The sequence below is a fragment of the Actinobacillus ureae ATCC 25976 genome, from assembly GCF_000188255.1.
Taxonomy (GTDB): domain Bacteria; phylum Pseudomonadota; class Gammaproteobacteria; order Enterobacterales; family Pasteurellaceae; genus Actinobacillus; species Actinobacillus ureae.
Genome location: NZ_GL831080.1, coordinates 1063821 through 1078152, shown reverse-complemented (window position 1 = coordinate 1078152; position 14332 = coordinate 1063821). Strand labels below are relative to the sequence as shown.

9 protein-coding genes, 2 tRNA genes and 1 pseudogene are annotated in these 14332 nt (G+C 39.6%); 6 read left to right on the top strand and 6 right to left on the bottom strand.

Going from position 1 to position 14332, the window contains the following annotated elements:
• Positions 1 to 37: 37 nt before the first annotated feature.
• Together lysS and rng are read right to left on the bottom strand one after the other, a co-directional pair.
• Entirely contained in the window at positions 38 to 1540 is a 1503-nt protein-coding gene (gene lysS / locus HMPREF0027_RS05100) for a lysine--tRNA ligase (protein ID WP_005622754.1), read from the bottom strand.
• Between the two features lie 134 nt (positions 1541 to 1674).
• Entirely contained in the window at positions 1675 to 3150 is a 1476-nt protein-coding gene (gene rng / locus HMPREF0027_RS05095; protein WP_005622753.1) for a ribonuclease G, read from the bottom strand.
• Between the two features lie 256 nt (positions 3151 to 3406).
• Between rng and ycaO the strand changes: the two genes are divergently transcribed.
• On the top strand, positions 3407 to 5170 hold the full coding sequence (gene ycaO / locus HMPREF0027_RS05090; protein ID WP_005622752.1) for a 30S ribosomal protein S12 methylthiotransferase accessory factor YcaO: 1764 nt from the start codon (positions 3407 to 3409) through the stop codon (positions 5168 to 5170).
• Positions 5171 to 5202: 32 nt separating this feature from the next.
• Here the strand turns inward: ycaO and HMPREF0027_RS05085 are convergent.
• From HMPREF0027_RS05085 to HMPREF0027_RS05075, 3 genes and pseudogenes are all read right to left on the bottom strand, one after another.
• A pseudogene (locus tag HMPREF0027_RS05085) lies at positions 5203 to 7210 on the bottom strand (restriction endonuclease).
• Between the two features lie 139 nt (positions 7211 to 7349).
• On the bottom strand, positions 7350 to 9110 hold the full coding sequence (locus HMPREF0027_RS05080) for a site-specific DNA-methyltransferase (protein ID WP_005622749.1): 1761 nt from the start codon (positions 9108 to 9110) through the stop codon (positions 7350 to 7352).
• Positions 9111 to 9118: 8 nt separating this feature from the next.
• Positions 9119 to 9343, bottom strand: coding sequence for a hypothetical protein (locus tag HMPREF0027_RS05075; RefSeq protein WP_044024293.1), 225 nt, complete (start codon positions 9341 to 9343; stop codon positions 9119 to 9121).
• 141 nt (positions 9344 to 9484) lie between these two features.
• Between HMPREF0027_RS05075 and cmoB the strand changes: the two genes are divergently transcribed.
• Positions 9485 to 10447: a tRNA 5-methoxyuridine(34)/uridine 5-oxyacetic acid(34) synthase CmoB gene (cmoB, locus tag HMPREF0027_RS05070; protein ID WP_005622747.1), complete on the top strand. Its 963-nt coding sequence runs from the start codon at positions 9485 to 9487 to the stop codon at positions 10445 to 10447.
• A 145-nt stretch (positions 10448 to 10592) separates the two neighbouring features.
• Positions 10593 to 10928, top strand: coding sequence for a hypothetical protein (locus HMPREF0027_RS05065; protein ID WP_005622746.1), 336 nt, complete (start codon positions 10593 to 10595; stop codon positions 10926 to 10928).
• 65 nt (positions 10929 to 10993) lie between these two features.
• On the opposite strand, the gene mltA is transcribed toward HMPREF0027_RS05065, so the two are convergent.
• Entirely contained in the window at positions 10994 to 12091 is a 1098-nt protein-coding gene (gene mltA / locus HMPREF0027_RS05060) for a murein transglycosylase A (protein ID WP_005622745.1), read from the bottom strand.
• A 202-nt stretch (positions 12092 to 12293) separates the two neighbouring features.
• On the opposite strand from mltA, the gene HMPREF0027_RS05055 reads away from it, so the two are divergent.
• From HMPREF0027_RS05055 to HMPREF0027_RS05045, 3 genes are all read left to right on the top strand, one after another.
• Positions 12294 to 12370 (top strand) — tRNA-Met (locus HMPREF0027_RS05055).
• A gap of 128 nt (positions 12371 to 12498) precedes the next feature.
• The gene (gene xseA, locus HMPREF0027_RS05050; protein ID WP_005622744.1) at positions 12499 to 13959 is read left to right on the top strand and encodes an exodeoxyribonuclease VII large subunit; all 1461 of its coding nucleotides are present in this window, start codon (positions 12499 to 12501) and stop codon (positions 13957 to 13959) included.
• 248 nt (positions 13960 to 14207) lie between these two features.
• Positions 14208 to 14293: transfer RNA gene (locus HMPREF0027_RS05045), tRNA-Leu, on the top strand.
• The last annotated feature ends 39 nt before the right edge of the window (positions 14294 to 14332 follow it).

Here is a 14332-nt window from a genome sequence, read left to right as displayed (position 1 = left end):
TCAGATCAAAAGTGTGCTTTTTTCGTATCAATTTAAATTATTTCTGACGCATCGCAGGGAATAAGATCACATCACGGATTGACGGCGCATTTGCAAAAATCATTGCTAAACGGTCGATACCTAAACCTTCTCCGGCTGTCGGTGGTAAACCGTGTTCTAACGCAACAACGAAGTCTTCGTCTTTAAACATCGCTTCATCATCACCCGCATCTTTTGCTGCCACTTGTGCATCAAAACGCTCTGCTTGGTCTTCCGCATCGTTTAATTCTGAGAAACCGTTACCGATTTCACGACCACCGATAAATAATTCGAAACGATCAGTTACTTCAGGGTTTTCATCATTACGGCGCGCAAGCGGTGAAATTTCCGCTGGGTGTGCCATTAAGAAAGTTGGTTGAATTAATTGATGTTCCGCTACTTCTTCGAAAATTGCATTTACTACTGAGCCTAAGCCCCAAGGTTTTTGGATTTCAATGCCTAAACCTTTCGCAATTTCCACTGATTTTTCAAAGCTATCTAAATCTTCACGTGTAATGCCGTTACCGTATTTCACGATTGCATCGTGCATTGTGATACGTTCAAACGGTTTACCGAAATCGAACACGTATTCACCGTAAGGAACGGTTGTCGTGCCAAGAATATCAATCGCTAATTTACGTAATAATTCTTCGGTGTTATCCATTAAATCGTGGTAATCCGCATACGCTTGATAGTATTCGATCATAGTGAATTCAGGGTTATGACGCACTGAAACACCTTCGTTACGGAAGTTACGGTTTAATTCGAATACACGCTCAAAACCACCAACTACTAAACGTTTTAAGTAAAGCTCAGGCGCAATACGTAAATACATATCTACGTCTAACACATTGTGGTGAGTGATAAACGGTTTTGCTGCAGCTCCGCCCGGAATCACTTGTAACATTGGCGTTTCAACTTCAATAAAGTCTTTCTCTAAGAAGAATTGACGAATGCCTGAAACCACTTTTGAACGAATCATAAACGTACGGCGAGATTCTTCATTAGAAATTAAGTCTAAATAACGTTGACGATAACGTGTTTCTTGGTCGGTTAAACCTTGTACTTTGTTTGGTAACGGACGTAATGATTTAGTTAATAACTCCACTTCCGAACAACGAACAGTTAATTCACCTGTTTTCGTTTTGAAAAGCGTACCGGCAACACCAACGATATCGCCCAAATCCCACATACTCACTTTATCCGCATACACGCCTTCCGCAAGATTATCGCGTGCAACATAAAGCTGGATTTGACCGCTTACATCTTGAATGGTAAAGAAAGACGCTTTACCCATTACACGTTTAAGCATAATGCGGCCGGCTACTTTCACTTGAATATCTTGTTCTTTTAACGCTTCACCCTCTACTTCATCGTATTGTGCGTGTAATTTTTCTGCGTAAGCATCGCGACGGAAAGTATTTGGGAACGGATTACCTTGTTCACGTAATTTTGCTAATTTCTCACGGCGAGCTAACATTTCACCATTAAGATCTAATTCTTGGTTTTCAACTTCGGACATTTTTTAACCTTTTGCTTGATAAATTCTAAAAATGAAAGCAATTATAAGCGATTTTACAGATTTTGGGTAGGAAACAAGCGGTCGGATTTTAGGAAAAATTTGCAAAACTTTCACAAAATCCGACCGCTTGTCGATTACATGACAACAACATCAAATTGATCTTGATGATAGTAAGGTTCTAATTTGATTTCGACTTTCTTGCCGATAAAGGCTTCTAATTCAGCAATCGAAGCGTGCGTTTCTTCATTAATTAAATATTCCGCCACTTCTTTTGAAGCATAGACTCGTACTTTTTCGGTTTTAAACCAGTGATGAACACGCACAATCTCACGCAGAATTTCATAACAAACGGTTTCAACCGTTTTAATCGTGCCACGGCCTTTACACGCTGGACAATCACAGCAAAGCACTCGCTCTAAACTTTCACGAGTACGTTTACGGGTCATTTCGACCAAGCCAAGCTGGGTAAAGCCGTTCACATTGGTTTTAACTCGGTCGCCTTTTAACGCTTCTTGTAATGACTGCAACACACGCTCACGATGCTCTTCTTCTTGCATATCAATAAAATCAATAATGATAATGCCACCTAAATTACGCAACTGTAACTGATGCGCAATCGCTTGTGTCGCCTCAATATTGGTATTAAAAATCGTATGCGCTAAATTACGATGACCGACAAACGCACCAGTATTAATATCAATCGTGGTCATCGCTTCGGTTTGCTCAATAATTAAATAACCGCCCGATTTTAAATCCACTCGTTTATCTAACGCTTTTTGGATCGCATCTTCCACACCGTAAGCATCAAATAACGTTTGGCTACCGCTATATAAACTCACGTTTTCAGTCAATTCCGGCATAAACTCCGCTAAAAACTCTTTAACCTGTTCATAGGTCATTTTTGAGTCAATGCGAATCGAACTAATATACGTGCCGACAAAATCACGCAAGACACGTTGAGCTAGAGCCAACTCACCATATAACATTGATTTAACCGGATATTTTGCTTTTCTCTCTAAAATTTTACGCCATAAACGTTTCAAGAAAATCGTATCTTGTTGCAAACTTTCTTCCGAAACTTCTTCCGCTGCTGTGCGTACAATAAAGCCGCCAAGTTCATCGCAATAAGGCTCAACCAACTCTTTTAAGCGATTACGTTCTTCCTCGCTTTCGATACGTTGCGAAACGCCCACGTGGCTATTTTCCGGCATAAACACCAAATAACGAGAAGGCAAAGTAATATCGGTGGTTAAACGTGCACCTTTAGTACTAATCGGGTCTTTCACCACTTGTACGATAATGTCCTGCCCTTCACGTACCAGCTCTGCAATATCTTTCACGACAAACTGTTTCTTCTCGTTTTCATCGACACATTCCGTATGCGAAACAATATCGGAAGCGTGTAAAAATGCCGCTTTTTCCAAGCCGATATCCACAAATGCCGACTGCATTCCCGGCAACACTCGTGTCACACGCCCTTTATAAATATTACTGACAATCCCTCGTTTCGCCTCACGTTCAATATGAAGCTCTTTTAGCAATCCGTTCTCAACTAACGCTACCCGAGTCTCACTCGGCGTCACGTTTACTAATAATTCTGCACCGCTCATTGTTGTTTTTCTCTAAGTCGTTAAATCATATTCATTAAAGTTTAACATTGACGAAGTAAGAAAACAAAAAACAAGATCAAATAAGTGGTGGATATTGACATTCACTTCAATTGAATGCTTTCACTTACATTACATATTCAATCTAACTAATAGCTAGGTAGCTAGTGGGGGGAGAAATTTCACAAAAAATTTACTTATCTGTGGGGATTTTTGCTAGAATGTTGCGATTTTTTTACGACAAGTCAAAGGTATTACAATGTCAGAACAAACTTTTATTACCGGTAAAGATGCTGCGCTTGAGGACAGTATTTCTACCTTTCAACATAAATTAAAAACTTTAGGGTTTAACATTGAAGAAGCGTCTTGGTTAAATCCGGTGCCGAATGTGTGGTCGGTGCATATTCGTGATGCGGATTGTCCGCAGTGTTTCTCAAATGGTAAAGGTGCAAGCAAAAAAGCGGCTTTAGCTTCGGCATTAGGTGAATATTTCGAGCGTTTATCAACCAACTATTTCTGGGCAGATTTTTATTTAGGTCAAGAAATTGCTAATAGTAAATTTATGCATTATCCGACTGAGAAATGGTTCCCAATCGAAGATGATGAGCAATTACCGGAAGGTATTTTGGATGATTTCTTATTTGATTACTTCGATCCGAATGGCGAATTAACTCCAAATTTATTAATCGATTTGCAATCAGGTAACTACGATCGTGGTATCGTTGCGTTGCCTTATACTCGTCAATCGGATAACCAAACCGTGTATATTCCGCAAAGCATTATCGGCAACTTATTTGTTTCAAACGGTATGTCGGCTGGTAATACGAAAAACGAAGCGCGTGTACAAGGTTTGTCGGAAGTGTTCGAGCGTTTTGTCAAAAACCGTATTATCACAGAAGCAATCAGCTTACCAGAAATTCCGCAAAGCGTGATTGACGGCTATCCGACAATCAAAGCATCTATCGAAAAACTCGAGCAAGAAGGCTTCCCGATTTTATGTTATGACGCATCATTAGGCGGTGAATTCCCGGTTATTTGTGTGATCTTGTTAAATCCGAATAACGGTACCTGTTTCGCTTCATTCGGCGCACACCCGAATTTCCAAGTCGCATTTGAGCGTACAGTAACCGAGTTATTACAAGGTCGTAGCTTAAAAGATTTAGATGTGTTTGCTCCGCCTTCATTTAATAATGAAGATGTGGCGGATCACGCTAACCTTGAAACGCACTTTATTGATTCAAGCGGTCTGATTTCGTGGGATCTTTTCAAGAAAGATGCCGATTATGAATTCGTTCACTGGGATTTCTCAGGTACGACCGAGCAAGAGTTTGCCAATATGATGGCAATCTTTAATAAATGCGAGCAACCTGTTTATATTATGGATTATGAACATTTAGGTGTGTACGCTTGCCGTATTCTTGCGCCGGGTATGTCAAACATCTATCCAAGTGACGATTTAGTTTATGCGAATAACAATATGGGCATGGATTGGCGTGAAATCTTGTTAGATCTGCCGCATTTCCATCACGATCGTGAAACTTATCAAGAACTTCTTGATGAATTAGATGAACAAGGTATTGATGATTTAACCCGTGTGCGTGAGTTTATCGGTTTAGTGGCAGAAAAAGGTTCCGCAATGCAAACCTTACGTATCGGTGAGCTAAAATCAATGCTGCATTTAGCTTTAGGCAACTTAGAGCAAGCGTTAGATTGGGCAAACTGGACAGCAAATATGAATGCGAGCGTATTCTCAGCAGAACGTAACAATTATTACCGCTGCTTAATTCAATCGATTGAATTGTTCTTAGATGAAGAACGTGATGCGGAACAATATCGTATGGTATTTGAGAAAATGTATGGTAAACAAGCGGTTGAATCTGCTTGGGGCGCAATCCAAGGCGGTAACCCGTTCCACGGTTTAACCGCATCGGATGAATCACTCGAAAATATGACCGCACATCAGAAATTACTTGATGCTTACCGTAAATTACAGGTGGCGAAAGTAAATCCAATTGCTAGTTAAGCTTTTCAAATGGTGGGCGAAAGCCCACCTTATTATCTACTATATCTTCCTGAAATCTCTCGCACACTTTCCACTACTTCATATTTCAAATCATTAAAATCTTGCTGAAGATAGTTGAAATTTTTACGTGCATAAGCAATTTTCATCTGCTCTGATTGATCCAACAAACTTTCATCTACACCAGCCTGAATGCCTTTACCCGTATTTTTGGTTTCTGCCACAAAATAAATTTTATTCTGTCCTTTAAACACTACCGCCCAATCGGGGTTATAATTACCTAATGGTGTTGGAATTTTAAACTTTTTCGGTAATTTGAAATAAAACTCAACTTGTTCACTATTTTCACAATCTCTTGCAAACGAAGTTTCCGTATTTGAATCTAGGGAAATATATTCTTCGTGAATTGTTTTTTCTTGCTCATTCACTTTAAAAGTGAATTGATTTGGATAAAACTCAAAATCTTCGAATAAAGTCATCTCATAGGTTTTACCCGCAATACGTCGATACTGTACACCTTCCGCCATAATTTCTTGCAAAGCAAAGTTAATTTTCTCTGCAACTAAGTCAATAAAACGCTGTGGATTAGCAAAGATCTCCTGTAAGCGGTCAGATTTTTGCAAAATATTACAAAGCGTTTCACGGGTTAGTCCCGTTTTCTTTTGGAGCATATTCAATACATCAGGAATTGCCCATTCCACTTTTGTTATATCACTTCCTTCACCTCGTAAATCTGTCTGTACCCCTGTTTCATCAAAACGTAATTTAACTTTCGTATGCTGAATTTTAACCGCTTCCACTCTCTGCATTTTGGCAATTTTCGCTATGGCATTTTCAATTAAATCAGCTTGTGCAAACGCCACTCGATAAGTGGTTTTATATTTGATTCGCTCCCATAAGGTTTGAAATTCAGGGTGTTGGCTAAAATCTTTCCGATAACGCACAACCTTACGTTCTGCTTTATTTTTGATTTGGCTTTTTTCAAATGTAACGCCACAATCTTCTTCAATTTCACGTTGTAATTTCGAAGCAAATTCCTCGTAGCTTTCATTGGCTATCACAGTCAAAATATTTTTACTTTTATTTCGCAAACGCTCACCTTTTTGATCCACTGGTAAACGCAAACCGCGTCCGATTTCTTGGCGTTTTTTTAGCTCACTTACTGTATCGTTAAGGGTACAAATTTGAAATACATTAGGATTATCCCAGCCCTCTCTCAACGCTGAATGGGAGAAAATAAAACGCAATGGATTATCTAATGATAACAAGCCTTCTTTATTTTTCATTATAAGTTGGTAAGTATCATTATCTGCCTGCGTTGTGCCACTGGTATCTTTTACTACACCTTTTTTATCTTTCGAAAAATAGCCATCATGCACACCTTCGGGGGACTCATTTACCAATTCTTGATAAATTTCTTCAAACCACTGGTAGAATTTCCCACCATTGCGATAGTTATCCACCTTATCAATAAAAAACAACGATAAAACCTTCACGCCAAGCGGTCGAAATTTCTTTTCTTTTTGCAAATGCTCTTCAATCGTGCGGCGAATCTGCATTTTCTGCAAACTGTTTCAAACGTGAAAGTTGGTTACTTTTATACTCAAATTTTTGGTTTACACTCACATTATCGAATAATGTGGCGAAATGCTGACGTGTAGTTTCTAACGTATGCAATACGCCCTCACGAATCGCCACGCTCGGCACAACGATTACAAATTTTTGCCAACCGTATTCACGATTTAGCTCAAAAATCGTGCGAAGATAAACATAGGTTTTCCCTGTCCCTGTTTCCATTTCTACGGTGAAATTTAAACCGTGATCAGAAAGTGTCGTTTTGTACTTAATGTTTTGAGCGTTTTGCTGATTTGCCAAATTCTCAGTAAGAGGCAAGTCTGCAACCAACTCTGCATTTGGGCAAAATTGAGAATGATGAGCCAGTTGTAAATCATTTGTCTGTTGATTCGGCTGCCCAACAAATAAATTTAATACCGAACGTACCGCTTGTTGTTGATAATCTAACGTTTCAAATTGGAGTTTCATTTTAAATTCTTCTCGATCTACTCCCCTCTTTATAAAAGAGGGGCTGGGGGAGATTTAATAACGATGTCTCATTTCGTATGAGCATAAATCACTTCTGCCAAATCTCCCCTTCCCCTCTTTGCTAAAGAGGGGTTTTAATTTAAATCACAAAAAATGCAATATTCGCATCTTTCATCTGTAATTCAGCATTTTTTTTCAATGCGTAATTGCCAGCAAACAAACGATCTAATGCCACTACTTTTTGCGGTTGTACATTGATAACACTATTAAGCAAATTCTCATCGATATGCTCCAATAAAATGGCATAGTGCTGTGATTTTTCATCTTCAATCCAAAATATGTTGTTTTCATAACGCACATTACAGGTTAGTTTCAGCCCCAAACGTAACAGAATTTCATATAGCATTGCTTGCGGTTCGGCGTTTTCTTTCACGTTGTCGATAAACATTTCTAACTGTTGCGCAAGGTTTTCTGCTGTTGGCGATTGCCACTGTTTGAAATGACTATCAGTTAATTTAAACACCTTAAAGCCCACATCAAGCGGTCGATTTTCCTCATTTTTTTGCAAAATTTGCGAACCTGCTCTGCGGATACGCTCTTTTGAAATTTCGGCAATATTCTTAAAGCCTGCTTTGTAGGCTTCGGATTTTTCATCGGTTTCTTCAGGCAGTTGCACGCAAATAAAACGGCGATTGCCGTTGTCTTCAGCATTAAGTTGCATTACAGCATGGGCGGTTGTTGAGCTACCTGCGAAAAAATCTAAAACTAAGTAATCTTTATCAAAATGGAAGAGTTCCATAATTCTTTTGAGAAATCTTGTTGGTTTAGGCGTATCAAAAATTGCATTCTCAAAAATATCTTTAATTTCAGCATTTGAAATTCTTGTTGTCCCTGATAATTCTCCCTGCCATAAATTCTCTGGAACCCTTCCTTCTTGTTCTGATAAATAAATTTTTCTAACTATTTTGGTTTCATCAGCGATAAAGATTATTTCTCCTGTGGCAATCTTTTCTTTAATACTTTCTTCATTCCAACGCCAGCCATTATCAGGAGGGGAAATAATTTTTCCTGACGGAGTTGTTATATTAAAACAAAGTGTTTTCCTGAAATTAGGACTTCTTACATCACCTGAACGCCATTTGCCTTTAGGGTCGTTATCTGGATTTGAGTAATTAACATTGTCTTGCTCTGTTCTAGGAAATCTAAATTTATTCAGTGCATTACTCTTTTTATACACCAATAGATAATTAAATTGACGAGAAAAATATTTTTCATCGTTTTTATTTTGTTCTGTATGCTTCCAAATCACATTCGCTACAAAATTCTCCTCCCCAAACACTTCACCGCACAATAATTTAAGCTGTGCCTGTTCGTTATCGTCAATGGAGATAAATATCACTCCGTCATCTTTGAGTAAATTACGAGCGAGGTGGAGGCGAGGCAACATCATATTCAGCCAGTTACTATGGAAATGCCCGTTCTCTTTGGCGTTTTTGCGGAAGGCTTTTTTGAGAAAGCCATCTTCGCCTATTTCGCCAGTTTGAGCCTGATAATCTGTTTGGCTTTGGGCGAAATTGTCGTTATAAACGAAGTCATTTCCCGTGTTATAAGGTGGGTCAATGTAGATCATTTTGATCGAATTGAAATAGGATTTTTGCAACGCTTTCAATACATCAAGATTTTCTCCCTCGATCAAGATATTTTGCGTTTGCTCGAAATCTACACTCTCTTCTACACAAGGTGTAAGCGTTTTTTGCGTAGGAATTTGTAATTGCTGATACGCCTGCGATTTGCCCGCCCAGTTGAGATGATAGCGGTCAGGTTCAGTAGAAATCTTGTCAGAGAAAAGCTGTTGGAACTTATCAAAATCAATTTTGCCCTCGCTAAAAATTTCAGGCAAGAGTACTTTTAATTGAAAAAGTTGTTGATCTTTAAGCGAAAAGTTGGCTGTGCTGTGCTGTGCTGTGCTGTGCTGTGCTGTGCTGTGCTGTGCTGTGCTGTGCTGTGCTGTGCTGTGCTGTGCTGTGCTGTGCTGTGCTGTGCTGTGCTGTGCTGTGCTGTGCTGTGCTGTGCTGTGCTGTGCTGTGCTGTGCTGTGCTGTGCTGTGCTGTGCTGTGCTGTGCTGTTAGGCATTATGATGTCCCTTTGAAAAAATTCAAGGGGCTTATTCTACAAATCTTATCATTTTAAACAAAGAGTAAGCGGTTAAATTTTTAGATTTTTTTGCAAATTTTGCTAGAATGTCGGCTTTATTTTAATGACACAAAAATTTCTATGATTGACTTTCGTCCTTTTTATCAACAAATCGCAACAACGAATCTGTCCGCTTGGCTGGAAACCTTGCCTTTACAATTAAAACAGTGGGAAAAAACTACGCACGGTGATTATGCCAAATGGGCAAAAATTGTCGATTTTATGCCAAATTCGACCGCTTGTATTAATTTGAAAGATAAGGTGGAATCTATTCCGCACACTCCGCTTTCCGTTGGTGAAACCAAACAGCTTACGCATCATTTAAAACAGCTGATGCCTTGGCGTAAAGGCCCTTATCATTTGCATGGAATTCATATTGATACCGAGTGGCGTTCCGATTTCAAATGGGATCGTGTTCTTCCACATCTTGCACCGCTGAAAGACCGTACTATTTTAGATGTCGGCTGTGGTAGTGGTTACCATATGTGGCGTATGGCCGGTGAAGGTGCAAAAATGGTGGTAGGTATTGACCCAACTGAATTATTCCTCTGCCAATTTGAAGTGGTGCGTAAATTACTTGGCAATGACCGCCGTGCAAATTTAATTCCGCTTGGTATTGAGCAAATGCAAGCGTTAGCCGCTTTTGATACTGTGTTTTCAATGGGCGTGCTTTATCACCGTAAATCACCGTTAGATCATCTTTCACAACTTAAGGCACAACTGGTGAAAGACGGTGAATTGGTATTGGAAACATTAGTGATCGATGGCGATGTAAACACTTGTCTTGTACCAGCCGATCGCTATGCCAAAATGAAAAACGTTTATTTTATTCCGTCAGTGGCTTGCTTAATTAACTGGTTGGAAAAGGTTGGTTTTAAAAATGTCCGTTGTGTTGATCAAGCTGTTACTACACTGGAAGAACAACGCAAAACCGATTGGCTTGAAAATGAAAGTTTGGTCGATTTCCTCGATCCAAATGATCATAGTAAAACCATTGAAGGCTATCCTGCGCCGAAACGTGCAGTAATTTTAGCCAACGCCTAACACATATACCTATCTGCTAAAGCCTCACATTGCTGAGGCTTATTCTTTTGAACTAAATCAAACTCGTCCCAATTTACCCCATTTTTTGTATATCCCCCTATTTTCGTCAGTTTTAAAATTTTAAAAAACGAATGGAGTATAAATTATGTCGAGCCCTTTTACTGTCGCTTGGAGTCGTAAACAACAAGTTATGTGTTTAGGTCATTGGATTATTCATTACAATGGTCGAGAACTTACCCTGCCTAAAGACTGTCAAGATAAAGATATGGGCACAAAAGGGATTTATAACTATATGGATCCGGATGATGAGCTTTACTTAGAAGGATTGGATGAAGATGATTGGATTGTGGAAAATATTGAATGGCTAAGCGATTGGCTTATCGAACAAGAGATTCCGTTAGAAGAAGAGATTATTCGCTATTTCTACCAAGCAGTAAATAAAGAAGACTGGCGTTGTGGCAGTTGTGGAGGCTGTATCTAGAAGCTAACAAGCGGTTATAATTTGCAAGTTTTTTGCAAAAATCGACCGCTTGCTACGATGGATGATTAGTTTAATACCCAAACACGTCCGTAGTGCTTCATTAAACCGGCTTTATGGCCTGCTTCACCACCAATACCTTGGTATAAGTCAAAGTGATGGCCTTTTACTGCACCACCGACATCTAATGCCACCATTAAACGTAATTCATGTTTGCCCGTCCAGTTACCGGCACGATCGATTAACGGCGTTTCGACCAATAATACACTGCCTGACGGCACAAGGCTTTTATCTGAAGCAACCGATGCCAATGCAACTAACGGTACACCTGCCGAACCTTTTACTTGACCGGTCGGATCATTTTTAAAGAAAACGTAAGACGGATTACGTTCTAATAAACCTTGTACACGATGCGGATTACGTTCGCCCCATTCACGGATCGCTTGAATAGACATCTTCTCTTTTGGAATTTCACCGTCTTCAACTAACAAACGACCAACACTCACATATTTAAAGCCGTTTTGACCGGCATAAGCAAAATAATTTAAACGACCGTCACCGAAATCAACATAACCGCTCCCCTGCACGCCAAGTAAGAATTTATCTAACATTGAATCACTGTAAGCCAGTTCTAAACCTTTACCTTCTAACGCACCATCATAAATTTGTGAACGGGTAAAACGTTTTTGGCTTGGCATCGCATAAATCGGATGCTGATATTTACCTTGCGGTGTACGACGTGCGTGAATTACCGGAGAATAGTAGCCGGTCATTAACACGTTTTGAAAGCCGTCTTCACCACGCATTTGTAACGCATGAATATTGTAACGAGCTAAATCTGATACCTTACCACCTGAAGCGATCCATGAGGAAACTTTACCGTAAGTGCCAGCATAACGGCCGGTAATACCGCCGGCATACGTACGTACATTATTTAACTGTTTTAAGAAATCTTGGAAATTAACAATAGATCCATTTGCCGCCACTCTCGGTGTGCTGACAAAATTATGCGGAATATACTGACGACCTTTATATACCGCACCAAACTTTGCGTGTTCGGCTTGGTAATCACGCTGCCCTTTGTTTGCATTATCTGAAGAACAACTTGCAACTAAAAGCGCAATAGCAATAACCTTTGCCCATTTTTTATATGCTTTCCAATTCATAAAAGACCTTAAGTAATGATTGATAGAAAAGAGGCCAGCGTATCAAAATTCCTGTTAAAACGATACTAAATTTTTATCCTTTACATAGCCTTAATTTACGATATTTTATGCTATTTCTGTTTCAAATTCAGTCAAACAAACTAATTTCGATAAATTATGCTTGCAATGATGCTAAAAACGAGTATTATGCACCGCATACAGACGCGGGGTGGAGCAGCTTGGTAGCTCGTCGGGCTCATAACCCGAAGGTCGTCGGTTCAAATCCGGTCCCCGCAACCAGAATTCCTAGCCCTCGATAATATCGAGGGCTTTTTCGTATCTGCAAAAAATAAATGAAAATTTACCGCTTGCACCTTATCTTCTTTTACCAGTAAACTTTCCCAAAGAACCTCGACAGCTTTCTAGATATGAACAATATTCTTACTATCACGCAACTTAACTATTCGGTACGCAATTTACTTGAAATGGAATTAGGGCAAGTTTGGCTTACCGGTGAAATTTCCAATTTTAGCCAACCCGTTTCCGGACATTGGTATCTCACCCTTAAAGACGAAAATGCCCAAGTGCGTGGTGCGATGTTCAGAATGAAAAACCAACGAGTCACTTTCCGCCCGCAAAATGGTATGCAAGTGTTGGTGCGTGCGAGTGTCAGTTTATATGAGCCGCGTGGCGACTATCAAATTATTATTGAAAGTATGCAGCCTGCCGGTGACGGTTTGTTACAACAGCAATTTGAACAATTAAAAATGAAACTGGCTGCCGAAGGGCTTTTTGCACAAGAAAAGAAAAAAGCTATTCCGCCTTTTGCTAAGCGAGTCGGCATTATTACCTCTTCAAGCGGTGCGGCATTACAGGATATTCTGAATATTCTAAAGCGCCGTGATCCGAGTTTGGCGATCATTATTTATCCGACCTTAGTACAAGGTAAAGAAGCAACACAAGATATTGTAAATACGATTGATTTAGCCAATCGCCGCTGTGAATGCGATGTGTTAATTGTCGGTCGAGGTGGCGGTTCGTTTGAAGACTTGTGGTGTTTTAATGAAGAATCTGTTGCTCATGCCATTTTCCGTTCGGATATTCCGATTATCAGCGCAGTAGGACACGAAACCGATGTGACCATTGCCGATTTTGTTGCAGATTTAAGAGCACCAACCCCCTCTGCTGCAGCAGAATTGGTTAGCCGAGATCAACAAGAGTTAGTACGTCAGTTACAACATCAATTTGACAAATTAAGCCTTGCTTTTGACCGCTTGTGGGCGGAGAAACAAGCATCTTTCGAACGTTTAAAACTACGTTTAAATGCGCAACATCCTGCTCGTCAGGTTCAAATGCAGCAGCAACGATTAGCTCAGTTCAACTATCGCTTAGAAAATGCGATACACAAAACTTATTTAACCGAAAAACAGAAACTCGAACAATTGTTGCTGCGTTTAACCAATCAGCACCCGCAGCATCAATTACAACAGCAACAAATGCAATTAAAGCAAGCCGAATATCGTTTGGTGCAAGTAATAGAACAAACCTTAATCCGCAAACAAAACCAGTGGAAACATATTGCCGAACAAGTGAAACATAATCCATTGCCATACTATGTAGAAAAGAAAAATCAACAATATGCACAATTAGCACAACGACTTCAGTTTGCGATTGAAAAGAAATTAACCAAAGAACAGCAAGCATTTCAGGAACTTTGCACGAAAATAGACGGTTTAAGTCCGCTAAAAATTCTAGCGAGAGGCTACTCTGTAACACAAACCTCGCAAGGAGAGATTCTTCGTTCAACTAAAAATCTTGAGGTGGGTACACAAATCACCACTAAACTTTCACAAGGCGAAATCGTGAGTGAAATCGTCAAAATTAATTGATTAAAATATAACCTGCATTATTCTAATTAATATTTTCTTTGCCAAATCAAGATGTTATTTGCTTTTGTGCATTGTTGTTCACGAAGTTATCCACAAGTTGTGTGAATAACTTCGTTTTTCAAGTTAAAATAAGTGTTGCTTTTTAATGCAAACAATGTTTTATGCGTTTTTATCCCTTGCACAAGCGGACTAATTTCCCTATAATTCTACTCATTCTCAGTTCTGAGAAATTCACTAAACTCATTCTTGCCTGGGTGGCGAAATTGGTAGACGCAGCGGATTCAAAATCCGCCGTTGAGTAAACGTGTCGGTTCGAGTCCGACCCTAGGCACCAAATCTATTTATTCTCTAATTTTATTTAAGGGGCTGTAGT

Bases quoted from the DNA above. Each gene is read 5' to 3' on its own strand.
- lysS (WP_005622754.1), bottom strand. From the start codon at position 1,540: ATGTCCGAAGTTGAAAACCAAGAATTAGATCTTAATGGTGAAATGTTA.
- rng (WP_005622753.1), bottom strand. From the start codon at position 3,150: ATGAGCGGTGCAGAATTATTAGTAAACGTGACGCCGAGTGAGACTCGG.
- ycaO (WP_005622752.1), top strand. From the start codon at position 3,407: ATGTCAGAACAAACTTTTATTACCGGTAAAGATGCTGCGCTTGAGGAC.
- HMPREF0027_RS05075 (WP_044024293.1), bottom strand. From the start codon at position 9,343: ATGCCTAACAGCACAGCACAGCACAGCACAGCACAGCACAGCACAGCA.
- cmoB (WP_005622747.1), top strand. From the start codon at position 9,485: ATGATTGACTTTCGTCCTTTTTATCAACAAATCGCAACAACGAATCTG.
- HMPREF0027_RS05065 (WP_005622746.1), top strand. From the start codon at position 10,593: ATGTCGAGCCCTTTTACTGTCGCTTGGAGTCGTAAACAACAAGTTATG.
- mltA (WP_005622745.1), bottom strand. From the start codon at position 12,091: ATGAATTGGAAAGCATATAAAAAATGGGCAAAGGTTATTGCTATTGCG.
- xseA (WP_005622744.1), top strand. From the start codon at position 12,499: ATGAACAATATTCTTACTATCACGCAACTTAACTATTCGGTACGCAAT.